The organism is Pedococcus sp. P2_D7 (assembly GCF_056404295.1).
Genome location: NZ_JBFUEH010000003.1, coordinates 297412 through 319227, shown reverse-complemented (window position 1 = coordinate 319227; position 21816 = coordinate 297412). Strand labels below are relative to the sequence as shown.

At 71.3% G+C, this 21816-nt stretch carries 27 protein-coding genes; 12 read left to right on the top strand and 15 right to left on the bottom strand.

Going from position 1 to position 21816, the window contains the following annotated elements; genetic code table 11:
- Positions 1 to 128: 128 nt before the first annotated feature.
- The 6 genes from AC1DWJ_RS08610 to AC1DWJ_RS08585 all read left to right on the top strand — a co-directional run bounded on the left by AC1DWJ_RS08610 (position 129) and on the right by AC1DWJ_RS08585 (position 3593).
- Positions 129 to 605 carry a hypothetical protein gene (locus tag AC1DWJ_RS08610; RefSeq protein WP_477620551.1) on the top strand — a complete coding sequence of 159 codons (477 nt, stop codon included), beginning with the start codon at positions 129 to 131 and terminating at the stop codon, positions 603 to 605.
- Positions 602 to 1831 (top strand): NRAMP family divalent metal transporter, encoded by a 1230-nt coding sequence (locus AC1DWJ_RS08605; RefSeq protein ID WP_457254752.1) that lies wholly within the window; start codon positions 602 to 604, stop codon positions 1829 to 1831. Before AC1DWJ_RS08610 ends, AC1DWJ_RS08605 begins: the two co-directional genes overlap by 4 nt.
- A 29-nt stretch (positions 1832 to 1860) precedes the next feature.
- Positions 1861 to 2079: a hypothetical protein gene (locus AC1DWJ_RS08600; RefSeq protein ID WP_477620550.1), complete on the top strand. Its 219-nt coding sequence runs from the start codon at positions 1861 to 1863 to the stop codon at positions 2077 to 2079.
- Complete coding sequence (locus tag AC1DWJ_RS08595; RefSeq protein WP_477620549.1) at positions 2045 to 2707, top strand: hypothetical protein; 663 nt, start codon at positions 2045 to 2047, stop codon at positions 2705 to 2707. The genes AC1DWJ_RS08600 and AC1DWJ_RS08595 overlap by 35 nt, the downstream gene beginning before the upstream one ends.
- Before the next feature lie 122 nt (positions 2708 to 2829).
- Entirely contained in the window at positions 2830 to 3063 is a 234-nt protein-coding gene (locus AC1DWJ_RS08590; RefSeq protein WP_477620548.1) for a hypothetical protein, read from the top strand.
- A 107-nt stretch (positions 3064 to 3170) separates the two neighbouring features.
- Positions 3171 to 3593 (top strand): glyoxalase superfamily protein, encoded by a 423-nt coding sequence (locus tag AC1DWJ_RS08585; RefSeq protein ID WP_477620547.1) that lies wholly within the window; start codon positions 3171 to 3173, stop codon positions 3591 to 3593.
- Positions 3594 to 3605: 12 nt separating this feature from the next.
- Here AC1DWJ_RS08585 and AC1DWJ_RS08580 read toward each other — a convergent pair whose 3' ends face one another.
- The 7 genes from AC1DWJ_RS08580 to ligD form a co-directional block, all read right to left on the bottom strand.
- On the bottom strand, positions 3606 to 4238 hold the full coding sequence (locus AC1DWJ_RS08580) for a DUF2238 domain-containing protein (RefSeq protein WP_477620546.1): 633 nt from the start codon (positions 4236 to 4238) through the stop codon (positions 3606 to 3608).
- Positions 4239 to 4339: 101 nt separating this feature from the next.
- On the bottom strand, positions 4340 to 5083 hold the full coding sequence (locus tag AC1DWJ_RS08575) for a calcium-binding protein (protein WP_477620545.1): 744 nt from the start codon (positions 5081 to 5083) through the stop codon (positions 4340 to 4342).
- 192 nt (positions 5084 to 5275) lie between these two features.
- Positions 5276 to 6328 (bottom strand): sulfate/molybdate ABC transporter ATP-binding protein, encoded by a 1053-nt coding sequence (locus AC1DWJ_RS08570; protein ID WP_477620544.1) that lies wholly within the window; start codon positions 6326 to 6328, stop codon positions 5276 to 5278.
- Between the two features lie 30 nt (positions 6329 to 6358).
- Positions 6359 to 7162 carry an ABC transporter permease gene (locus AC1DWJ_RS08565; RefSeq protein ID WP_457254858.1) on the bottom strand — a complete coding sequence of 268 codons (804 nt, stop codon included), beginning with the start codon at positions 7160 to 7162 and terminating at the stop codon, positions 6359 to 6361.
- A gap of 16 nt (positions 7163 to 7178) precedes the next feature.
- Entirely contained in the window at positions 7179 to 8006 is an 828-nt protein-coding gene (modA, locus tag AC1DWJ_RS08560) for a molybdate ABC transporter substrate-binding protein (protein WP_477620543.1), read from the bottom strand.
- A complete protein-coding gene (locus tag AC1DWJ_RS08555; RefSeq protein WP_457254742.1) occupies positions 8003 to 8407 on the bottom strand; it encodes a TOBE domain-containing protein in 405 nt (134 codons plus the stop codon). The genes modA and AC1DWJ_RS08555 overlap by 4 nt, the downstream gene beginning before the upstream one ends.
- A gap of 99 nt (positions 8408 to 8506) precedes the next feature.
- Positions 8507 to 9478, bottom strand: a complete 972-nt coding sequence (gene ligD / locus AC1DWJ_RS08550; protein WP_477620542.1) for a non-homologous end-joining DNA ligase — start codon at positions 9476 to 9478, stop codon at positions 8507 to 8509.
- 168 nt (positions 9479 to 9646) lie between these two features.
- On the opposite strand from ligD, the gene gabT reads away from it, so the two are divergent.
- Positions 9647 to 10978 (top strand): 4-aminobutyrate--2-oxoglutarate transaminase, encoded by a 1332-nt coding sequence (gene gabT / locus AC1DWJ_RS08545; RefSeq protein WP_477620541.1) that lies wholly within the window; start codon positions 9647 to 9649, stop codon positions 10976 to 10978.
- Between the two features lie 292 nt (positions 10979 to 11270).
- Here the strand turns inward: gabT and AC1DWJ_RS08540 are convergent, their stop codons facing one another.
- On the bottom strand, positions 11271 to 11654 hold the full coding sequence (locus tag AC1DWJ_RS08540; protein WP_477620540.1) for a YciI family protein: 384 nt from the start codon (positions 11652 to 11654) through the stop codon (positions 11271 to 11273).
- A 101-nt stretch (positions 11655 to 11755) separates the two neighbouring features.
- On the opposite strand from AC1DWJ_RS08540, the gene AC1DWJ_RS08535 reads away from it, so the two are divergent.
- Complete coding sequence (locus AC1DWJ_RS08535; RefSeq protein ID WP_477620539.1) at positions 11756 to 12208, top strand: N-acetyltransferase family protein; 453 nt, start codon at positions 11756 to 11758, stop codon at positions 12206 to 12208.
- Here the strand turns inward: AC1DWJ_RS08535 and AC1DWJ_RS08530 are convergent.
- The 6 genes from AC1DWJ_RS08530 to AC1DWJ_RS08505 all read right to left on the bottom strand — a co-directional run bounded on the left by AC1DWJ_RS08530 (position 12205) and on the right by AC1DWJ_RS08505 (position 17806).
- Positions 12205 to 13611 carry a vanadium-dependent haloperoxidase gene (locus tag AC1DWJ_RS08530; protein WP_477620538.1) on the bottom strand — a complete coding sequence of 469 codons (1407 nt, stop codon included), beginning with the start codon at positions 13609 to 13611 and terminating at the stop codon, positions 12205 to 12207. The genes AC1DWJ_RS08535 and AC1DWJ_RS08530 overlap by 4 nt on opposite strands.
- Before the next feature lie 163 nt (positions 13612 to 13774).
- The gene (locus AC1DWJ_RS08525) at positions 13775 to 14539 is read right to left on the bottom strand and encodes an SDR family NAD(P)-dependent oxidoreductase (RefSeq protein ID WP_457254735.1); all 765 of its coding nucleotides are present in this window, start codon (positions 14537 to 14539) and stop codon (positions 13775 to 13777) included.
- A 6-nt stretch (positions 14540 to 14545) separates the two neighbouring features.
- Complete coding sequence (locus AC1DWJ_RS08520; protein ID WP_477620537.1) at positions 14546 to 15730, bottom strand: acyl-CoA dehydrogenase family protein; 1185 nt, start codon at positions 15728 to 15730, stop codon at positions 14546 to 14548.
- 141 nt (positions 15731 to 15871) lie between these two features.
- Positions 15872 to 16720 (bottom strand): SGNH/GDSL hydrolase family protein, encoded by an 849-nt coding sequence (locus AC1DWJ_RS08515; protein ID WP_457254733.1) that lies wholly within the window; start codon positions 16718 to 16720, stop codon positions 15872 to 15874.
- Positions 16717 to 17394: a uracil-DNA glycosylase gene (locus AC1DWJ_RS08510; protein WP_477620536.1), complete on the bottom strand. Its 678-nt coding sequence runs from the start codon at positions 17392 to 17394 to the stop codon at positions 16717 to 16719. Before AC1DWJ_RS08510 ends, AC1DWJ_RS08515 begins: the two co-directional genes overlap by 4 nt.
- A 46-nt stretch (positions 17395 to 17440) precedes the next feature.
- Positions 17441 to 17806 carry an ArsR/SmtB family transcription factor gene (locus tag AC1DWJ_RS08505; RefSeq protein WP_477620535.1) on the bottom strand — a complete coding sequence of 122 codons (366 nt, stop codon included), beginning with the start codon at positions 17804 to 17806 and terminating at the stop codon, positions 17441 to 17443.
- Between the two features lie 112 nt (positions 17807 to 17918).
- Here AC1DWJ_RS08505 and AC1DWJ_RS08500 point away from each other — a divergent pair, with 112 nt between their 5' ends.
- The 4 genes from AC1DWJ_RS08500 (at position 17919) to AC1DWJ_RS08485 (ending at position 19907) form a co-directional block, all read left to right on the top strand.
- Positions 17919 to 18500: an ArsI/CadI family heavy metal resistance metalloenzyme gene (locus AC1DWJ_RS08500; protein ID WP_477620534.1), complete on the top strand. Its 582-nt coding sequence runs from the start codon at positions 17919 to 17921 to the stop codon at positions 18498 to 18500.
- An 11-nt stretch (positions 18501 to 18511) separates the two neighbouring features.
- On the top strand, positions 18512 to 19186 hold the full coding sequence (locus tag AC1DWJ_RS08495) for an aquaporin (RefSeq protein ID WP_477620533.1): 675 nt from the start codon (positions 18512 to 18514) through the stop codon (positions 19184 to 19186).
- Positions 19183 to 19596, top strand: a complete 414-nt coding sequence (locus AC1DWJ_RS08490; protein ID WP_477620532.1) for an arsenate reductase ArsC — start codon at positions 19183 to 19185, stop codon at positions 19594 to 19596. Before AC1DWJ_RS08495 ends, AC1DWJ_RS08490 begins: the two co-directional genes overlap by 4 nt.
- A gap of 107 nt (positions 19597 to 19703) precedes the next feature.
- Positions 19704 to 19907, top strand: coding sequence for a hypothetical protein (locus tag AC1DWJ_RS08485; protein ID WP_457254726.1), 204 nt, complete (start codon positions 19704 to 19706; stop codon positions 19905 to 19907).
- A 38-nt stretch (positions 19908 to 19945) separates the two neighbouring features.
- Here the strand turns inward: AC1DWJ_RS08485 and AC1DWJ_RS08480 are convergent, their stop codons facing one another.
- Positions 19946 to 21781 (bottom strand): AfsR/SARP family transcriptional regulator, encoded by a 1836-nt coding sequence (locus AC1DWJ_RS08480; RefSeq protein WP_477620531.1) that lies wholly within the window; start codon positions 21779 to 21781, stop codon positions 19946 to 19948.
- Between the last annotated feature and the right edge of the window lie 35 nt (positions 21782 to 21816).

Sequence of the window (21816 nt, the reverse complement as noted above, 5' to 3'; positions counted from 1 at the left end):
GCGACGTTTATGGTGCTCGAGAGCGGGTACCACCAGGCCGTGACCGAGGGACTCGCCCTGGCGGGCGGTTGGTGCGTCTACGCCGGCATGCTCGCCACCCTGGCCTTCGTCCTGCTGCGACGGCCGCGATGACGGCCCGGCGTCCGGGTCCGCGTCGCTCCGGCGCCGCGTGCCTGGCTGCGGTGTTGGCCGTGCTGCTTGCCGCCGTGTCGGGGTGCGTGGTGCCGGCTCGTGACGCTGGTGCCTTCCGGGCCAATGCCAAGGCTGCGCTCGGGTCGGCCGTGAGCGAGGCTCGCACCGGGGCACTGGTCCTGGAGGCCCGGCTCGACGGGAACGCGACGAACGCCTACGCGGACACGGTCATCACCGAGGCCGAGTCGGCGATCGGGCCGATCGAGGACAGCTTCGGCAACGTCGACCCACCGGACGCGGCAGAGGATGGCCTGCGCACCGACGTCATGTCCATGCTGGGCGACACCGCGGATGCCTTCGCGACAGCGCGGCTCTCGGTGCGCCGTGACGACGAGGCGCAGATGCGTTCCAGCGCAGCGGAGCTCATCGAGCTGGCGGACCGGATGGACGACGCAAAGGACGGCCTCGGGTGAAGAAGCTCTTCGCCGTCGCGCTCGGAATCCTCACCGCCATCGGCGGCTTCGTGGACATCGGCGACCTCGTGACCAACGGCCACGTCGGTTCGCGATTCGGTATGTCGCTCGGCTGGGTGGTCATCGTCGGCATCGTCGGGATCTGCGTCTTCGCCGAGATGAGCGGGCGGGTCGCGGCGGTGTCCGGGCGGGCGACCTTCGACCTCGTCCGCGAGCGGCTCGGCCCGCGCATGGGGCTGGCCAACCTCGTGGCGTCCATGGCCGTCACGCTGCTCACGTTCATCGCCGAGATCGGTGGCGTCGCGTTGGCCCTGCAGCTGGCGACCAGCGTCAACGACTACCTGTGGATCCCGGTGGTGGGTGCAGCCGTCTGGCTGGTCCTGTGGCGGGTCAAGTTCGCGGTTCTGGAGAACGCCTTCGGCCTTGCGGGTCTCTCCCTCATCGTCTTCGCGGTGGCGCTGTGGAAGCTGGGTCCGGACTGGGATGCGCTGTGGCTCCAGGCGTCACAGCCCTTCGTCCCGCAGGACGAGAGCCACTGGACCTACGCGTACTACGCGATCGCCCTCTTCGGCGCGGCGATGACGCCGTACGAGGTCTTCTTCTTCTCCTCCGGCGGTGTGGAGGAGCGCTGGACTGCCAAGGACCTCGGCACCATGCGCGCCAACGTCTTCATCGGGTTCCCGTTGGGCGGCCTGCTCTCCCTGGCCATCGCGGCGACGGCGACCGTCGTGTTCCAGCCCCAGGCAGTCCAGGTCGACACCTTGGGACAGATCGCGTTGCCGGTCACCATCGCGCTGGGCAAGGTGGGCCTCGCGCTGGTGCTGTTGGGCTTCTTCGCCGCCACCTTCGGCGCGGCCTGTGAGACGGGTCTGTCAGTCGGCTACAGCATTGCGCAGTACTACGGCTGGCAGTGGGGCAAGTACGTCGAGCCGTTGCGAGCCGCGCGGTTCCACACGGTCCTGCTGATCGCGTCGATCGCGGCCGTCGGGGTGCTGCTGACGACGGTCGACCCGATCATGCTGACCGAGTACTCCGTGGTGTTCAGCGCGATCGCGCTGCCCTTGACCTACTTCCCCATCCTCGTCGTGGCCAACGACCGCACCTACATGGGCAAGCACGTCAACGGAAAGCTCGCGAACGGCCTGGGGAGTGTCTACCTCTGCGTCGTGCTGGTGGCCGCCGTGGCTGCGATCCCCCTCATGGTCATCACCAAGGCTGGCCAGTGATGACACCGCCCCGTGACACCGCGCGGCCCATGAGTCAGCGGGTGGTGCTGCGCATCCTCGACCACCAGGTCGTGGGGCCGGAGGGCGAGCTCCTCGGCAACGTCGACGACCTCGAGCTGGTCGTCTCCCACGACGGGTGGACCATCACGGCCCTCCAGGTCGGTCCCGCCGCGCTCGGCCAAACGCCTGCCCGGAAGGCTCGGCCGGTGGACCGTGGCGATCTGGCGGCGCCTGCAGACGAGCCCTGACCCGCACGCAGCCAGCGTTGCCGTCGCGGACGTGCGCGAGATCGGTTCGGCGATCACGGTGACCCGGACGGCTGCGCAGGCCCTGGCCGCGTCGTTCGGGCTCGAGCTGTGGTTGCGGGAGTACGTCGTGTCGCGGATCCCCGGGGCCAAGGGCGGCGGCGACGAGCGGGACCAGGGCCGGGCACCGGAGGTTGGTGGCGACGAACCGGACCGTGGCCGGGCGCGGAAGGGCCGTGGTACGACGACGACGCCAAGGAGCACGACAGTGCCCTCCGGGCGCGCGGTGCGCACCGGTGCGGTGTCGGATGTGATCGGCGCAAGGGTCTTCGCCCGCGACGGCTCGGAGCTGGGGGTGGTCCTCGACCTGCTCTGCGCGGACCCGGCCTCGAACCGTGCCCGTGACCACCTGACCGTCACCCACGTCCAGTACGGACCCCATACCGCTGGCTCCCAGCTGGGCTACGACGCCGACTCGCGACAGGGTCCCTTGGTCGTGGGCGCCGTGGTCCGGTGGTGGCAGCGCGGCCACCGCGTCGCCTCGATCGAGGACGTCGTCGACGTGGACCTCGACGCGGGCACGCTGCGGGTCAGCTCCCCCGCCCGTCATGTGCACCCCCGCGATCTCTGAGGAGACGCCACCCGTCGGCACCGTTGGCGACGCCCACCGTTGACAGACCGGGACATTTCGGATGATGATCGCAAGGCTTCAAGTAGTCGGGGCCCCTTCTCACCACGTCCCGGAGGCAGCTGATGACCGAGTTGACGAAGCCCGTCGGTCCCGCCGATGCAGCACCCGTCGTCGCAAGTCTCGAGACCGTCGGCCCGGCAACGGTGCGTGAGCTGCTCACCGAGCTCGCTGCCCTCGAGGACGCCGCTCGGGCGCCGGGTGCGAAGCGCCGCGAGCGGCTGACGGTCCTGGCCCGCGAGCAGGAGATCATCGAGGAGCTCCACCGCCGGTGCCCCGAAGGCCATCCGCCGAGCTGACCTTCACCGTCGGTCGATCGACTGCCATGCGGTCAGGAAGTGGCCGGAAGCCTTCCTAGGCTGGTGGTAGAACCTCCGAAGGAGAGGTTGCGACGAGAGGACCGGCCGTGGACTACAAGATCGAGCTCATCCCCATCTCCGTCACGGACATCGACCGCACGAAGGCGTTCTACGAGGACGTCGTCGGGTGGCCGGCGGACCAGGACCAGGTCGTGGAGGAGGCCGGCCTGCGCTTCGTCCAGATCACGCCGCCGGGGTCGGCCTGCTCGTTCTGCTTCGTCAAGGGCATGTCGATGCTGGCCGATGGGACGAAGCAGTACCTTCAGGTCGTGGTCGCCGACGCCGACGCCGCCCACGCCGAGCTGAAGGGCCGCGGTGTCGAGGTGTCAGAGGTCGAGGACCTCCCGTGGGGTCGGTTCACCCACTTCGAGGACCCCGACGGCAACCACTTCGCACTCCAGGAGCTGCCCGACTACGCCGCCGGGCTCGCCGCCCGCGAGGCAGCCGCTACGTCCGGCGACGCCTCCTAGGAGGCGTCGCAGTCAGTCGCGCTCGGCGCGGGGTGGTCGGCGCAGGACCAGGCCGGCCACGAGGGCGCCGAGGGTGCCGAGCGCCTCGTCGCCGAGGGTGTCCTGGTAGGCCGTGTCGAGCTCGGTGCCGTGGCGGATGAAGGTGTACCACTCGCCGAGCTCCCACCCGATCGCGAGCACGGCACCGAGTCCGGTCACCAGCAGCACGCGTGCCCACGGTGGCTGGATCCCTTGCAGCAGTAGGAGACCCAGGCCGGCACACAGCAGCACCCAGTTGACGAAGTGGTTGGCGTCGTCCCACCACACCACCGAGTCGTAGAGGTCGAGGGTGTTGCCGGTGACGTCGATGAGGAACGGCGCCATCACCAAGGCGAAGGCGCTCCACGGGACCCTGGCCCCGCGCCCACGGTGCACCAGCCACCAGACCACGGGCACCACGAGCATCATCACGGGGTACGCCACGAGCCGGGCTCCGAAGGCCTTGCCCTCGAACTGCTGCAGGCTGCTCGCGAACGTGCCCACGCCGAGTTGCACGACGGTCAGCGCCAGGACGGCGGCGGGCGCCCACCAGCCTGCGCGGACACTCGAGTCGTGAACCCCGTTGTTGCTGGCCCCTCTGTCGGGGGCCCTTCTGGTGGCGGGCATGAGGAGATCATGGTGGACCCGGCCCTCCCGCGCGGCGCGGACCCCGCGACCTCGGGCACCGCCACACCGCGGGCGAGCGTCGTCCGCGGCGTGGCGCGAGCTCACTCGGGCAGCGGACCGGTCGACTCCACCTGGTTCAGCCGCTCACACGACCCTTCGACCGCGAAGTCCTGGCCCTGCTGGCCGTTGCAGACGTCGAAGGATGGCCCGGGCGTCACGGGTGCGGGGTTGTCCCCGGTCATCAGGTCGTCACCGCTGCCGCCGAGCACGGTGTCGTTGCCGAAGTTGCCGACCACCACGTCGTTGCCGGCGCCACCGTTGACGACGTCATCGGCCGGGCCGCCGAACAGCTCGTCGTCGCCCGCCTCGCCCATGACGGTGTCGGGACCCATCTGCCCGGTCGCGAAGTCGTTGCCGTCACCGGCTCGGAGCAGGTCGGCACCGCCCTCGCCGGCCAGCTGGTCGTCGCCGGCACCGCCGACCAGCTGGTCGTCGCCGCCGGGGACGTTCATCCCTGCCGGGTTGCCCAGCAGGAAGGTCTCCCCGGTGTCACCGAGGATGAAGTCACTCCCGTCGCCGCCGTCGAGGCGGTCGCTGCCGGGCCCGCCGCAGATCAGGTCGTCGCCACCGCTGCCGGTGACCACGTCGTCACCGGCTCCGGCCAGGATCACGTCTGGGCCGGGGGTGCCGACGATGACGTCGGGTCCGGCGGTCCCGAGGATCGTCGCGGCATCCACTCCGAAGATGAGCAGGCAGGGGTCCGGCTCGTCCTGTGCCGAGGCGGCCGGTACGAGTCCGAGGGTGAGGACAAGGGCTCCGGTGGTGATGAACGGCAGTCTGCGCATGGTGGTCTTCCTCCCTTGGTCAGTGGGCACGTGCGGGCCCACGAACCACCGTGCCGTGACCGATCTGGCCCGTCATGGCCCAGAAGTCCTAGTACGGCGGCGTTGTCGCCCCGAGGTGGGACGAGGGGTCTCGACGGTCCGCCCCACGCCGGCCGCGAAGCCAGCCCCCCAAGCCGGACGCCCGGCCAGCCGTCAGGCGGCGTAGACGGCCACTTCGCTGGCCTTGACCGTGAGCACGACCTCGGCGCCCGGGGCCAGGTCGAGGTCGGCCAGCGCCGCCGGCGTGATGTCCGCCGAGAGGTATGCCGTGTGCACCCGTACCTGGTGGCCATGCGGTTCCAGCTCGGTGACCGTCGCGTGCACGACGTTGCGCGGGCTGCCCGAGGGCGCGACGCGGTAGACACCCACGGCGCTCGGGCTGAACACTGCGACGGCCGCTGAGCCGTCGGCCAGGTCGTCTTCCGACAGGCCTTCGACGTGGAGCCCCTCCGGCGTGGAGACCGTGGTGCCGTGGGCCGTGCCGCGCACCAGGTTGAGGCCGGCGATGCGCGCGGCGAACCGGCTGGTGGGCCGGGTCAGCACCCGCGAGGTGGGCCCCTCCTCGACGACGCGTCCCGCCTCGAGCACGGCGACGTCGTCGGCGAGCAGCACGGCGTCGAGGATGTCGTGCGTGACGACGATGGTCGTGCGGCCCTGGAGCACCCTGCGCAGGAGCTGGCGGATGGCCGGGGCAGAGTCGACGTCCAGCGCCGAGAGCGGCTCGTCGAGCAGCAGCAGGTGGGGCTCGGTGGCGAGCGCGCGGGCGATGGCGACCCGCTGGGCCTGACCGCCGGAGAGGGCCGCGGGTCGCCGGTCCGCGAACTCCTCCGCGTCCACCTGCGCCAGCCACTGGTGCGCCACTTCGCGAGCCCGGCCACGCGGCATACCGGCGCTGCGTGGGCCGAAGGCCACGTTGTCGAGCACCGACAGGTGGGGGAAGAGGCGGGCTTCCTGCGCCAGCAGCGCCACCCCGCGGGCGTGCGGCGGCACCCAGGTGGCATCGCTGTCGCCGTGGTGCGAGAACAGGATTCGGGAGTCGAGGGTGATGCGGCCGGACGCCGGGCGCAGGAGGCCGGCGATGGAGGCGAGCGCCGTGGACTTGCCCGCGCCGTTGGGGCCGAGCAGCGCGAGCGTGCGCCCCGCCTCGACCGCGAGCCCGAGGTCGAGGTCGCGGTCGGGGAAGCCCACGCGGGCTTCGAGCTTCACTGTTCCGCCCTTGTCACTGCGCCGCCCTGGTCACAGCGCGGTCCGCGACCGTCGGGTGAGGGCGATGACGACGGTCGCCACGACGACCAGCACCAGCGACAGGGCGACCGCAGCCTGCGGGTCGGTCTCGCGCTGGAGGTAGATCTCCAGGGGCAGCGTGCGGGTGACTCCCTGCAGGCTGCCGGCGAAGGTGATCGTGGCGCCGAACTCGCCGAGGGCTCGCGCGAACGCCAGCACCGCCCCGGACGCCAGCCCCGGCAGGACGAGGGGGAGGGTGACGCGCAGGAACACCGTGGTGGGTCGGGCGCCGAGGGTCGCGGCCACCTCCTCGAACCGCTGGCCGCCGGTGCGGAGGGCGCCCTCGAGGCTGACGACGAGGAACGGCAGCGCCACGAAGGTCTGGGCCATCACGACCGCGGTGGTGGAGAAGGCGATCTGCAGGCCCAGCACCTCCATGGAGTGCCCGAGCAACCCCCTGCGACCGAACGTGTAGAGGAGGGCGATGCCACCGACCACCGGTGGCAGCACGAGCGGGAGCAGCACGAGCGAGCGGGCGATCGACTGACCCCGGAACTCGGTGCGCGCCAGGACGAGCGCCATGGGCACGCCGAACAGGATGCACAGCACGGTGCTCGCCAACGAGGTCCGCAGGCTCAGCGCCAGCGCCGCGCGGGACGACTCGGAGGTGATGAGCGAGCCGAAGCTGCCCCACTCCACCCGGGTGAGCATCGCCACGAGGGGGAGGACGACGAACGTCGCCCCGACCGCGGCGGGGACGAACACCCAGGTGGGCAGTCCCAGCCGCGGTTGACCTCGCGGTGTTGCAGGAACCAGGGGCACGACGTGCAGGCTACGGCTTGGCGAACCCGGCGGCCGCGAGGATGCCCTGCCCGGGCTCGCCGGTGACTGCCTCGAGGAACGCCTGGGCGGCAGCGGCGTTCTTGCTGGCCTTGAGCGTCGCGATCGGGTAGGTGTTCACGGCCGACGACGACTCGGCGAACTCCACGCCCTCGACGGCGTCGCCCGCGCCCTTCACGTCGGTGACGTAGACCAGGCCCGCGTCGGCCTCCTTGCTCGTGACCTTGCCGAGGACGTCGGTGACCGACTGCTCCTCGCTGACCGGCTTGATGTCGATCTTTGCCGCCGCCTCGACCTTCGCCGCGGCCGAGCCGCAGGGGACCTCGGGTGCGCACCGCACGACCTTCAGGCCGGGCTTGGCCAGGTCGGCCAGGCTCGCGATCTTGGCCGGGTTGCCCGGGGGCACCGCGATCTCCAGGGTGTTGGACGCGAAGTCGACCGGGGCGGCCGCCGTGAGCGAGTCACCGGTGGCCTTGTCCATGTTCTTGGTGTCGGCCGAGGCGAAGACGTCGGCCGGGGCGCCCTGCTGGATCTGGGCCACGAGGTCGGAGGAGCCAGCGAAGTTGAAGGTCACCGTCACCCCTGGGTGGGCCTTCTCGAACTCGGCGCCGATCGCGGTGAACGTCTTCTTCAGCGAGGCTGCGGCGAAGACCGTCACGGTGCCGCTGAGCTCGCCCCCGGGCGAGGACGAGGTCGACGACGAGCCGCCCCCCTGCGGCGACCCGTCGTCCGTCGAGGATCCCGACCCGCAGGCTGCGGTCGTCAGGAGGAGGCCGGCGAGGGCCACGGCCGGCAGTGCGCGGCGGGGGAGGACGGTCATGACGCTCCTTCAGGAGTCTCGACGATGACGGTGGTGGACTTCACGACCGCGATGGCGACCGACCCGAGCTCGAGCGCGAGGTCGTCGACGGCCTCGGAGCTCATCAGCGAGACCACGCGGAACGGACCGCACTGCATCTCGACCTGGGCCATCACGGTGTCGCGCTTGATGTCGGTGACCAGGCCCACGAAGCGGTTGCGAGCCGACCGCCCGACGGCGCTCGGGTCCGCGACCGCGTGGGCCTGGTCGCGGGCCAGGAGCGCCACCTGGTAGCCGTCGACGACCTTGCGGCCGGACTCGTCGGAGTCGGCCTCGAGCGCGCCGCTGTCGACCCAGCGGCGCACGGTGTCGTCGCTCACGCCGAGGAACGACGCGGCGTCCTTGATCCTCATCAGCGGCATGACGAGAACACTACCCCCGCACCTGCGGTTGTGTGGAGCACTTTCCTCCGCAGAAGCGGAGCCTCCACTGCGCGGTCGAATTCGGCGTCGACCGTGCTCTCAGTCGGCGTCGGGCTCGGGCGGCTCGTCGGCCCCCTCGCGCTCGTCACGGTCAGCCCACTCGACGAGCTGGTCGATCTCGAACACCGCGTCGTCGATCCCCGCGTGCAGGTCGCCCAGCTCGGCGTAGCGGGCCGGCATCGTCGCGATGGTGAAGTCGTCGGGGACCACGTCGTCCACCTCGTCCCAGCGGATCGGGGCCGACACCGTGCCGATCGGGTTGCCGCGCACCGAGTAGGCGGCGGCGATCGTGTGGTCGCGCGCGTTCTGGTTGTAGTCGACGAAGAGGTCGGCGGGGTCGCGGTCCTTGCGCCACCAGGTGGTGGTGACGTCGTCGGGCATGCGTCGCTCGACCTCCCGGGCGAACGCCAAGGCCCCGCGACGCACGTCCTTGAAGCCCCACTCCGGCTTGATCCGCACGTAGACGTGCATCCCCGACCCGCCGCTGGTCTTCGGCCAGCCGACGGCACCGAGCTCGTCGAGCACCTCGTGGGCGACGTGGGCCACGCGCTGCACCCGGTCCCAGGGACAGTCGGGCCCAGGGTCGAGGTCGATCCGCCACTCGTCGGGCTTCTCCACGTCGGCCCGGCGGCTGTTCCACGGGTGGAACTCGACGGTCGACATCTGCACCGCCCAGATGACCTGCGCGAGTTCGGTGACGCACAGCTCGTCAGCCGTCCGGTTCCAGCGCGGGAAGGTCACGCGCACCGTCTCGAGCCACGGCGGGGCGCCGTGGGGCACCCGTTTCTGGTGCACCTTCTCGCCCGCCACGCCCTCGGGGAAGCGGTGCAGCATGCAGGGCCGCTCGCGCAGCGCGTTGACGATCCCGTCGCCCACCGAGAGGTAGTAGTTGACGAGGTCGAGCTTGGTCTCGCCGCGGGCCGGGAAGTAGACGCGGTCGGGGTTCGAGATGCGCACGTCGCGCTCGCCGACCTCTACCTCGACCGCGGGCGAGCTCGCCTTGGATGCCATGCCCCCACGCTAAGGGGAGGTATGCCGCGCCGCCACGCACGCGGCATACCTCCCCTTTATCGGGTTGAGGGACAAAGTTGCGCTTCACCGGGGAAGGGTTCTCGGGCGAAGCGCAACCTTCCTGCTAGACCCGATAAAGGGGAAGCCGGGCGGTCGTATGCTCGGCGCATGCTCGAACAGAAGCGTGTCCTCGCGACCAGCATCCCCGGCCCCAAGAGCCAGGCCCTCCAGCAGCGCAAGCTCGCCGCGGTGTCCGCCGGCGTGGGCACCGGCCTCCCCGTCTACATCGAGCAGGCGGCGGGCGGGATCCTGCGCGACGTCGACGGCAACCAGCTGATCGACTTCGGCTCGGGGATCGCCGTGACGACCGTGGGCAACGGCAACCAGCGGGTCATCGACGCCGTCACCGCACAGATCAACGACTTCACCCACACCTGCTTCATGGTCACGCCCTACGAGGAGTACCTCGAGGTGGCCGAGGTGCTGGCCGAGGTCACGCCGGGCACGCACGACAAGCGTTCTGCGCTCTTCAACTCCGGCTCCGAGGCCGTCGAGAACGCCGTCAAGGTGGCCCGCCACTTCACCGGGCGCCAGGGCGTCGTCGCGTTCGACCACGCCTACCACGGACGCACCAACCTGACGATGGGCCTGACCGCGAAGAACATGCCCTACAAGCACCGGTTCGGTCCGTTCGCGAGCGAGATCTACCGCGTGCCGATGGCCTACCCCTACCGCTGGCCCACCGGCCCGGAGGTCTGCGCCGACGAGGCCTTCACCGAGTTCGTCGACCTCGTGCACGCCCAGGTCGGCGAGGACAACACCGCCGCCGTCATCCTCGAGCCGATCCAGGGCGAGGGCGGGTTCATCGTGCCCGCACCGGGATTCATGAAGAAGGTCTCGGACTGGTGCACCGAGCAGGGGATCCTGTTCATCGCCGACGAGGTGCAGACCGGGTTCTGCCGCACCGGCGACTGGTTCGCCTCCGAGCACGAGGACGTCGTGCCGGACCTCATCACCACCGCCAAGGGCATCGCCGGTGGCATGCCGCTGGCCGCGCTGACCGGTCGGGCCGACGTGATGGACGCGATCCACGTCGGTGGCCTCGGCGGCACCTACGGCGGCAACCCGGTCGCGTGTGCGAGCGCCCTCGCGGCGATCGAGACGATGAAGGCCGATGACCTCGCCGGACGGGCCCGCGCGGTCGAGGCGCTGTTCCGCCCACGGCTCGAGGCGCTCGCCGACAAGTACGGCGTCATCGGCGACATCCGCGGTCGCGGGGCCATGCTGGCGGTCGAGCTGGTCAGCGACCTCGAGCGCAAGACCCCCGACGCCGACCTCACCGGGCGGATCAACAAGGCCTGCCACGCCCGCGGCCTGGTCACCCTGACCTGCGGCACCTTCGGCAACGTCTTCCGGTTCCTGCCGCCGCTCTCGGCCGGCGACGACCTGCTCTCCGAGGGCCTCGACATCCTCGAGGAAGCGTTCGCCGAGTCCGTCTGAGCTCGGGCCTGCTCGCGGTTCGGTGCGGAACCACCCGGAGATCCGGGCGTTTCCGCACCGAACCAACCACAGGTGGCGGTGTCCTTCGGCCCGCCAGTGTTTACGCGGGCGTTGCGTGTCGGTCACCGGCCGGGTCTGTTTCCCCTGTTACAAAAGGTGAGACCCGGCCAAGTATGAGTTGGCCGGGTCTCGTGTCTCCCGAGGGAGACTGGCCTCCCGAAGGAGGTCCGCTGATCTTGACCCATCCCCGCCGCTTCGCGCAAGAGGTCGGCGGGGTTTGCCACGTCAGCAGTCAGAGGTCCTCGAAGGCCACCACGCGGCCCACCGGTCCGTCGTGCTCCGGGAAGGCGATCCGCCCAGAGGCGACGGCCCACCGCGCCACGTCCACGCGGAACCGACCGGCCCGCACGGCAGGGTCCTGCTCGGCCAGGCGGCGGGCCTCCATGGCGTCGACCGAGTAGACCGACATGCCGCGGATGGTGTCGTCGGACTGGTCGAGGAGGGGGCCGTTGGCGACGATGATCCCCCGCCGGCCCAGGTCTGCGAGGTGGGCCAGGTGGGCGTGGTGGAGCGCTGTGGACTCGACCTCCTCCAGATCAGGGGGGTTGTCTCCCCGCCGGAGGTAGACGACGGTGCGGATGTCGAAGGTGTCCGGGACGCCCGGTGGTCGATCCATGGCCACCTCCTCTCGGCGTCCATCATCGCCCGCGGCCGCCCCGTCACGCACCTCGCGGGCGGCGGCGGGCTGCCGGTATGCCGCGTGGCAGCATGGCCGGCATGCTCAGGCCTGCAACCGACCGCGACGCGGTGGCGCTGCGGGACCTCGAGAAGGCGGCCAACCTCGTCGCCCTCGCGCACGTCTTCCCGCCCGAGACGCACCCGTACCCCGACCAGGTGGCGCTCGACCGGTGGCACGAGGTGCTCGCCGACGCCGCGAGCGCGACGGTGGTGAGCGAGGACGACCAGGGGCTGACGGCGTTCGCCGCGTTCGACGCGACCACGCTGCTGCACCTCGGGGTCAGGCCCGACCTGTGGGGGTCGGGCCTGGCCACGGAGCTGATGGACGCCGTCCCCAGCCGCTTGCTCTGGTGCCTTCGCGAGAACCACCGGCCCCGGCGGTTCTACGAGCGGCTGGGGTGGCGTCCCACGGGTCGCGAGAAGCCGGAGACGTTCGTACCGTTTCCCGTGCTGCTGGAGTACGAGCGCCTTCCGACCCAGCGGTCCGCCTAACCGGACGAGCCGCCGTGGACCGGTTCGAAGTAGTGCTTGTCCATCCACCGGGCCACCTTCGAGCCGATCTGCGAGCCCACGACGTCGGCGGTGCGGAAGTGGATGCCGCCCCAGACGCGCGCGTCGACGACCTCGTCCATCGCCGTCGACAGCCGGGAGAAGGTGCGGACCTCACCCGGGTAGCGGCCGGAGGAGACGTTGATGGTCACCTTGTCGGTCCCGAAGAACGCCTCCACGGCGCCGAGCGTGGCGCCCGTGACGCAGCCGTGCCCCGAGGGGTGCTCCGGGAACGGCGGGTTCGAGAGCGGGGGCGTGGTCGCCGTCGACGGGTCGAACAGCGGGAGCCACGTGGGGTCGGCAGTCGTCGCCGGGTTGCCGTCCGTGTCGGCCTCACGGATGGCCGCCACCGGCCGCCAGAAGTACCAGTTGTACTTGTCGTTCCAGCAGGCGATGGCGCCGTCAGCACCTGCGAGGCTCATGCTGGCCAGCAGCCGTGCCGCGTCGGCGGCGCCGAGGTCGTGCCGGGTGATGAGGTCGCGTGCCATGCCGTGCCAGAGCGGCGCGGGTGCCGTCTGCCAGAAGATCGCCGTCCTCGTCTGGGCCGGGGTCCGGCTGGTGCTGGTGAGCGAGCCCAGCTCCTTGACCTCGTTGAACTCCTTCGTGTACTCGCGACTGGTCAGCGAGTTCGGGCCGGAGGACGGGAACTGGTCCTGGCTGGTGATGAGGAACGGGCGGAGGTTGCCCACCCACGGGTCCGGGTCGAGCCCGCCTGCGGGGAAGGGGCGCCAGTCGCCCGCCTCCGTGCCGAGGTCGAACGTGAACGGTGCCATGAACCCGTCGCCCTGGCGGGAGTCGAGCATCGCCTTGGCTGCCGCTGCTCCGGCGCGGACCCCTTCGTCTTCCGCTGCGCCGTCCGGGACTGCGGCGAGGGTGGCCGCCAGGGCGCCGTCGAGCGTGCCCTGCTGGGCCGGCGCAAGGGCCACGAGCACGTGGTGGGCGGCGGTGGCGACAGCCGCGTCGGTGGAGGCTCCCGGACTGATCGCCAGGGCGTCGAGGTCGAGCAGGTAGGGCTGGTGCCCGCCGTGGACGGCGTTGACCGCGTCGTACACCGCGCCAGCCACCATGGCCGTGCCGCGGGCCTGGCCGTGGGCGGTCGGTCGCAGGGAGGTGGTGATGGGTTGAGCCCGGAGGTTCCACTCGAGGAGCACTGCGGAGCTGTCCTGAGGAGTGGCCTGTCGAGCTGTGGCTGGAGTGCCGGCTGCGGCGCTGAGGGCGACTCCGAGGGCTGCGGTCAGGATGAACCCTGCCCCGCGGCGCCACGGGCGTCCCGGGCGTCCCGGTGTGAGGTGTTGAGTTGCTGCGTGCTGGACCGTCCCTGCTCCGGCCCGAGAGCGTGCTCTCATGGCTGGTCCCTTCGACGGGGGCCCATGGCGGGACGAGTGGGACACCCGACGCCTCCAAGTCAGGCCCAACTCCTGATGGTGCCACCACGCGAGCGTCGTCGGGATCAGTAGAAGAGCGTATGGACCACCGTCAGCGAGGGGCCGCGGTCAGCACCCTGGGCCGTCAGCGAGGAGGCATCCGCAGTGCGCCGTCGAGCCGGATGACCTCGCCGTTGAGCATGCCGTTGTCGACGATGTGGGCGACCAGGTTGGCGTACTCGTCGGGGCTTCCCAGCCTCGACGGGTGCGGCACCTGCGCCTCGAGGACCGCCGTGGCCTCAGGCGGCAGACCCGCGAGCATGGGCGTCATGAACGTCCCCGGGGCGACGGTCATGACGCGAATTCCCTTGTCCGCCAGGTCACGAGCCGCGCTGAGGGTGAGGCCGACGACGCCACCCTTGCTGGCGGCATACGCGGCCTGGCCGATCTGGCCGTCGTAGGCGGCGATGGACGCGGTCATGACCACGACGCCGCGGTCGCCGTCGACGGGCTCGTTGTCGAGCATCGCCGCTGCCGCGAGGCGCAGGACGTTGAACGTGCCGATCAGGTTGATCGTGACGACGTTGGTGAAGTCCTCGAGCGGCAGCGGTCCGCGCTTGCCGACGACGCGACCGGGGGTGCCGATCCCCGCGCAGTTGACCACGATCCGGAGCGTGCCGAGCTCGCGGGCCACGTCGATCGCCGCCTGCACCTGCGCCTCGTCGCGGACGTCCGTGGCCACGAACCGGGCACGCTCGCCCAGCTCGGCGGCCAGCGCCTCGCCGGGGGACGAGGGGAGGTCGAGGATCACGACGGCCGCACCGTCGGCGTGCAGCCGACGGACCGTGGCTCCGCCGAGGCCACTGGCTCCGCCGGTGACGATCGCGACGGTGGAATCGTTGATCTGCAAGGTTTGTCAGCCTCTCTTGGACGTGCTCTTCAGGAGCTGGCGGCTGATGACGAGCCGCTGGATCTGGTTGGTGCCCTCGAAGATCTGGGTCACCTTGGCCTCGCGCATGTAGCGCTCGAGCGGGAAGTCCTGGGTGTAGCCGGCGCCGCCGAGCACCTGCACCGCGTCCGTGGTCACGCGCATGGCGTTGTCGGTGCACACCAGCTTGGCCACGGCCGCCTCCTTGGTGAACGGTCGCCCGGCGTCGTGGAGTCGCGCGGCGTGCAGGTACGACGCCCGCGCGCTCGTGACGGCTGCCTCCATGTCGGCGAGCAGGAAGGCCAGCCCCTGGTTGTCACCGATGGGGCGCCCGAACTGCTCGCGCTCCTTGGCGTACGCGACTGCCCGGTCGAGGGCGGCTTGCGCCAATCCCGTTGCGGCAGCAGCGATTCCGAGGCGACCGGAGTCCAGCGCGGACAGTGCGATGGCCATGCCCTGGCCGGGCGTGCCGACGAGCCGGTCGGCAGGGACCCGCACGCCCTCGAAGTGCACCTCGCTCACCGTGTCGCAGTGCAGCCCCATCTTCTTCTCCGGGGCGCCGAACGCCAGGCCCTCGGCGTCGCCGGGCACGACGATGCACGACAACCCGCGTCCGCCGTCGTCGGACGTGCGCACGAACGAGGTGTAGAAGTCCGCGTGGCCCGCGTGGCTGATCCAGGCCTTCGTGCCCTTGAGCGTGTATGCCGTGGGGTCGGCGTCGTCGTCGGCGGTCGCCCGAGCGCCCATCGACGCGACGTCGGAGCCGGAGTTGCGCTCGGACAGGCAGTAGGCGCCGAGCTGGTCACCGGACAGCATGCCGGGGAGCAGGGCCTCCTGCTGCGCCCGCGAGCCGAACTGGGCGACGGGGTAGCAGGTGAGGGAGTGGACGGAGACACCAACCGCGACCGACATCCAGACCGAGGCGATCTCCTCGACGACCTGGAGGTAGACCTCGTAGGGCTGCCCGCCACCACCGAAGTCCTCGGGGTAGGGGAGCGACAGGAGGCCGGCCCGGCCCAGCACGCGGAAGGCGTCCCGCGGGAGCTCTGGCGTGGTGGCTGCGCGACGCTCCGCCTCGTCGACCTGCGGGAGCAGCTCCTTCTGGCAGATCTCGCGCGTGAGGTCGATGAGGTCCTGGCCCTCCTCGGTGGGCATCAGGCGGTTCGCAGGCATGGCCCGATGGTAGTTGTAGGACGTCCTAGTACTTGAATCCCGCAGGTCAGCGGCACCCCGCCGGCGCTCATCCATGCAAAAGGCGAGTTAGCGCCGGGCCCAAGCGGCGCTAACTCGCCTTTTGCATGGATGGCCGACGAGTCAGGTGGGGTCGACGGGGGTGAGCTGGGGGCGCTTGGCCTGCACGGTGTCGCCCGAGGACTCGCCCCTGAGCCGCCGCTGCACCCAGGGGGCGAGGTGGGTCCTGGCCCATTCGGCGTTCGCGGCGGCCGACTCGCGTCGGGCCTGGGGTGGCTGCGGCGGCAGGGGCGTCGACCAGTCCGCCCGGTCGGTGTCGTGGCCGAGCGCCGACAGTGCGTTGAGGGCGACCCGTCGGTGGCCCTCGGTCGTCATGTGGATCCGGTCGTCGGCCCACAGCCGGAAGTCCTGCAGGGCCTTCATGCCCCACTGGTTGATGACGTAGGCGCCGTGCTGCTGGGCGATGCTGAAGATGTTGGCCGAGTGGATCGCGTGTCGACCCCGCAGGTGCTTGAGCAGGGGCGCTCCCACCGGGTCGGTCGGTGTCGCGAGGAGCACGTCGGCGCCCGCGTCGCGCAGCCGCACGACCGCCGCCTCGAGCCGAGCTGCGATGGCGTCGAGGTCCGCCTTGGGCCGCAGGATGTCGTTGCCCCCGCCGACCATCGAGACGAGGTCGGGACCGAGCGCGATGGCCGCGTCGAGCTGGGGTCCGATCACGTCGGCGAGCAGGCGGCCGCGCACGGCGAGGTTGGCGTATGCGAAGTCGCCGCCCTCCCGGTGCGCGATCGCGGCAAGGTGCGAGGCGAGCCGGTCGGCCCACCCGACGTAGGAGTTGTCCCGGGTGGGGTCGGCGTCGGACATGCCCTCGGTGAAGGAGTCACCGATCGCGACGTAGCGGTGCCAGACCTTGCCGCGCTCGGGCAGGTGGGTCTGGTTGTCATCGGCCAGGTCGGGGGTTGGCACGTCGGTCACGGCAGGCTCCAGTCGATCGGTGCGGCGCCCTGCTGGGCGAGGAGGTCGTTGGCGCGGCTGAACGGCTTGCTGCCGAAGAAGCCCGAGTGCGCCGACAGTGGGGAGGGGTGGGCGCTCTCGATGGCCGGTATGCCGGGCAGGTGCGGCACGAGGTTCCTCGCGTCCCTGCCCCACAGGATCGCGACGAGTGGTCCGCCGCGCTCGACCAGGGCCACGATGGCGGCCGCGGTGACTGACTCCCAGCCCTTGCCGCGATGGCTCGCCGGCTTGCCCGGGGCCACGGTGAGCACCCTGTTGAGCAGCAGCACCCCCTGGTCGGCCCAGGGGGACAGGTCACCGGAAGCCGGCCGCGGGAGCCCGAGGTCGCTCTCCAGCTCGGCGTAGATGTTGACGAGCGACCGGGGGACGGGACGCACGTCGGGCGCGACGGAGAACGACAGCCCGACGGCGTGGCCGGGCGTCGGGTAGGGGTCCTGCCCGACGATGAGCACCCGCACGTCGTCGAGGGGGCGCTCGAACGCCCGGAGCACGTGCTTGCCCGCGGGCAGGTAGCCCCGTCCGGCGGCGACCTCCCCCCGCAGGAACTCACCGAGGGCCGCCACGGTGTCGGCCACGGGTTCCAAGGCGGCTGCCCACGAGGGGTGGACGAGCTCGGTCAGGGCAGCGGGCGGCATACCCAGAAACTAGCCCGGCTCACCCGCGCTGGCTCAGTTGGCCCGCTCAGCGGAAGATCGCGGCCAGGTCGTCGAGCCGCTCCGGCACCAGCTGGAACCAGGCCCACGTCCCACGGCGCTCGCGGGTCAGGAGGCCCGCCTCGGTCAGCACCTTGAGGTGGTGGCTCACGGTCGGCTGGCTGAGGCCCACGGCCGGGGTGAGGTCGCAGACGCACGCCTCGTGTCCCTTGGACGACCGGATCAGCGACAGCAGCTGGAGCCGCACCGGGTCGGAGACCGCCTTGAGCAGCTGCGCAGTCGCCTCGGCCTGCTCGCGACCCATCGCCTCGTCGGTCGTCAGCGTGCCGCAGCAGGCTTCGCCGTCGGTCGCGGCCGCGGTGGTGTCGCGCAGGGTGGCGATCAGCTGGGGCACGGGTCCTCCTGAGAGATTGAGCGGCTTCGATATTGACAAACATCAATATAGCCGTTTCACTTCCTGCATAGACCATAGTCGATGCAAGTCCGACGGATGAAGGAGCACGTCCATGTCTCGTGTCCAGCTCGCCCTCAACGTCGCCGACCTCGAGCGCTCGGTCGAGTTCTACTCGACGCTCTTCGGCACCACCCCGCACAAGCGTCGCCCGGGCTACGCGAACTTCGCGATCGCCGAGCCCCCGCTGAAGCTCGTGCTCATCGAGGTCCCGGCGGACCAGCGGGGTGAGGGCACGGCCCTGGCGCTCAACCACCTGGGCATCGAGGTAGACAGCAGCGCCGAGGTGGAGGCCGGGGCGGACCGACTGCGGGAGGCGGGGCTGGCGGCGTTCGACGAGCGCGACACCACGTGTTGCTATGCCTTGCAGGACAAGGTCTGGGTGCACGACCCGGCCGGCGCCCCGTGGGAGGTCTACACCGTCAAGGACGACGACCCCGCGACCGGCCGGCCGGCGACGGCCAGCCTCCCCCTGGTGGGGGCGGGTGTGGCCGCGAGCAACGACGGTGGGTGTTGCACCAGCGCAGGCGGCGCGGCCACCACGGCCGCCCCGGCCACCACGGCCACCACGGCCACCGCGGTCCCCCCGACCGCTGCGGCCGGAAGCGCCCTCGTGGCCGAGGCTGCCTGTTGCTGACGACTACCTCGATGCGGTCCCGCCTGGCAGCTGAGCTGATCGGTACCGCGGGCCTGCTCGCGGCCGTGGTGGGCTCCGGCGTGATGGCCCAGCGGCTCACCGACGACGTGGGTCTCCAGCTCCTCGTCAACGCCGCGGCCACCGCAGCCGTCCTCGGGGTGCTGATCTCCAGCCTCGGCCCGCTCAGCGGTGCCCACCTCAACCCCGCCGTCACCGTCGCGTTGGCGGTCCGACGGGCCCATCCCTGGCGCGCCGTCGCGCCGTATGCCGTGGCCCAGGTCGTCGGCGCGGTGGCCGGCACCGCGCTGGCCAACCTCATGTTCGGGCTGCCTGCCCTCCACCTGTCCCACCACCAGCGCACCGGCTCCGGTCTGTGGCTCGGGGAGGTCGTGGCCACGGCGGGGCTGGTGCTCACCATCGGTCTCCTGCGCGACGGTGGTCGGGCGGCCCTCGTGGTCCCGGCCTGGATCTTCGGCGCCTACTTCCTGACCTCCTCGACGTCGTTCGCCAACCCGGCCGTGACCGTGGCTCGCGCCTTCTCCGACACCTTCTCGGGGATCGCTCCCTCCAGCGTCCCGGCCTTCGTCCTGGCCCAGCTCGTCGGGGTCGCGGCCGCACTCATTCTCCTGCGTATCCTCGAAGTCCCCTCTGCCGACCGCCCGACGACCCGAAGAAGCGCCGCATGAGTGACAAGCCCTCCGTCCTGTTCGTGTGTGTCCACAACGCGGGGCGCTCGCAGATGGCCGCGGCATACCTGACCCACCTCGGGGGTGGCGCCGTGGAGGTGCGGTCCGCCGGGAGCCAGCCGGCCGACGAGGTCAACCCCTCCGCCGTCGCGGCGATGGCCGAGGAGGGCATCGACATCGCCGCCGAGTCCCCGAAGGTGCTCACGGTCGAGGCCGTCGAGGCCTCCGACGTGGTCGTCACGATGGGATGCGGCGACACCTGTCCCTACTTCCCGGGCAAGCGGTACGAGGACTGGGTGCTCGACGACCCGGCCGGGCAAGGGGTCGAGGCGGTGCGCCCGATCCGTGACGAGATCCGCGCTCGGGTCACGACGCTGCTGCGCGAGCTCGGCGTCGAGCCTTCGAGCTAGGCCAGGCCCACGCCACCGGATCGTCAAACGCAGGCTCACACGACCCTCCGGTTCCCTTCAGGAAGACGCTCGGCGACCGACGCCGGGCGGACCCTAAGGAGAGCACGATGGTCACATCCACCGACATCTGGTGGTCCTCGAACCTGTCCAGTGGGGAGCTGAGCCGCCAGGCGGCGCACCGGTCCGCCCAGGCCCAGGCCGTCCGCAGTGTCGTTCGCGCGCCCCGCACGCTGGGCCGGATCCCCCTGCCACGCCGGCTCCGGGCCTGGCGGCTGCCACGGTTCGCGGCGGTCCGTACCGTCGATCGTTGACTGGCCGGCGAGGGACGCGCCGAACCTCCAGCCCGCTGTCACGCCGTGGGCTGGGGGTTCGGCGTCCCGAGGAATCGTCGAGCGTCGAGCAGGCCGGTCAGCGCCGGGTTGTCGATGTGGCGTGCGAGCAGCGCTGCCGCCTCGGCGTCACCGCCCTGACCGAGGGCCGCTCCGTGGAGGAGGGACCGGACGACGAGCTCGCGCATTCCGGTGCGTGACGCCAGCTGACGCAGGTCCTCGACCCATCTGGCGGTGTCTGGATGGTCGTGTCGCAGACCGAGCACGCACTGCGCGTCGAGGATGTAGCCATCGAGCCACACGTAGGGATCGGCGAGCCGGTCAGCGCGGGCTCGTGACTCGGCCAGGAGGTCGAACCCTCGCGGTACCTCCCCGTCCGCCTCCGCCACCAGCGCGAGCCCTCGAGCCGTGATGCCTTCCCAGCAGGGATCGCCGAGCTGGCAGGCGCGGGCAAAGGCCTGGTCGAGGACCTCCGCGGCAGTTCCCAGGTCGCCCGCCGAAAGCGCCGCCTCGCCCTGGAGGGCCTGGGGCCAGGGCAGGAAGGACAACCAGTGGTCCCGCTGGGCCAGCGCGACCGAGGCCGAGAGCTGGCCGTGGGCCCCGTCCAGGTCGCCGCACAACAGGCTGATCCGGCCCAGCATCGACCGCGCGAAGGCCTCTCGCCGGGGATCCTCGGCCCTCCGTGCGTGGTGAACGGCCTGCTCGAGCAGCGCTCGAGCCGGCCCGTAGTTCGCCCGGTCGCTCTCGACCGAGCCCAGGTACGTCGTGGCCTTCGCCATCATGGCGGGTGAGCCGTCAGCCAGTCGGAGCGCGTCGTTCAGCCACAGCTGGGCCCGGTCATACCGGGCGCGCAGGAAGTCGACGTAGCCGAGCTCGGCGCGGGCCGCCGCGACGGCATCAGTCAGCTGGTGGGCGACCGCGATCTCGTCGGCCTCGTAGAGGCTGGCCAAGCCCTCCTCGTCGAGTCCTCCGAGGGCGTGGACGAGCGCCTCGGCCAGGACGAGCCGCGAGCGCACCCGAAGTCGGGTCTTGCGCGCGCCGTCGGCCAGTCGGGTGGCGGTCTGCAACGACAGGATCCCTGCCTCCAGCGCGCCGGCGCCCATCGCCGCGGTACCGGCTTCGATGATCGCCTCGATGGTGGCGTCGTCCGCCTCCGCGAGCGGGTTGGGTCTGGTGGTCCGACGGGCAGCGAGCACGGCCGCCCCGGGAGGCGTGCCGAGCTCGCTGGTGAAGAGCGCCGAACACGCGGCGAACTGTCGCTCGGCCGCGTCGTCGTCACCCGCGAGGCGGTAGAGGCGGATCAGGAGCGCCTGGTGGTTCTCGTCCAGCGGGCTCATGGCGGTGACACGGGCCGCGTAGCCGATGGCCTCCTGCCACGCACCACGCGCCAACGACCGGACCGCCGCTTCGTGGAGGATCGCCTCGGAGGCAGCCGTCAGGTGCCGCTGTTGGGCCAGCAACCAGATCTCGTATGCCGCGCTCGCGCGGAACGTCATCCCCTCGAGCAGGCCGGCACCGAGGCCGGGCAGCGCGATGGCGTCGCCGGAGGCGCCGCGGGCGAGCACCTCGACGTCGACGACGGTGTCGTGCGGGAGGGAGAGCCGGACGGGGTCGTCCTCGACCGCCGCCTCCCGCCCGAGACCCCGGCGCAGCTCGGAGAGCGTCCAGCGCAGGGCACGGTGCGGATCCTGCGCGTCGGAGAAGAGGAGCTGGGCGAGCTGGCTGCGGCTCGGCGGCCGGTCCGCCAGCACCAGGTAGGTCAGCAGTGCCCAGCTCTTGCGGCTCCGGAAGGGGTGGGACTCGCCGGACGCCTGCACGATCCGTGGCCTGCCGAGGAGCTGCACGGACAGACTCATCGGACCTCCGATCCCGACGGCGCTGCCGCCGGACG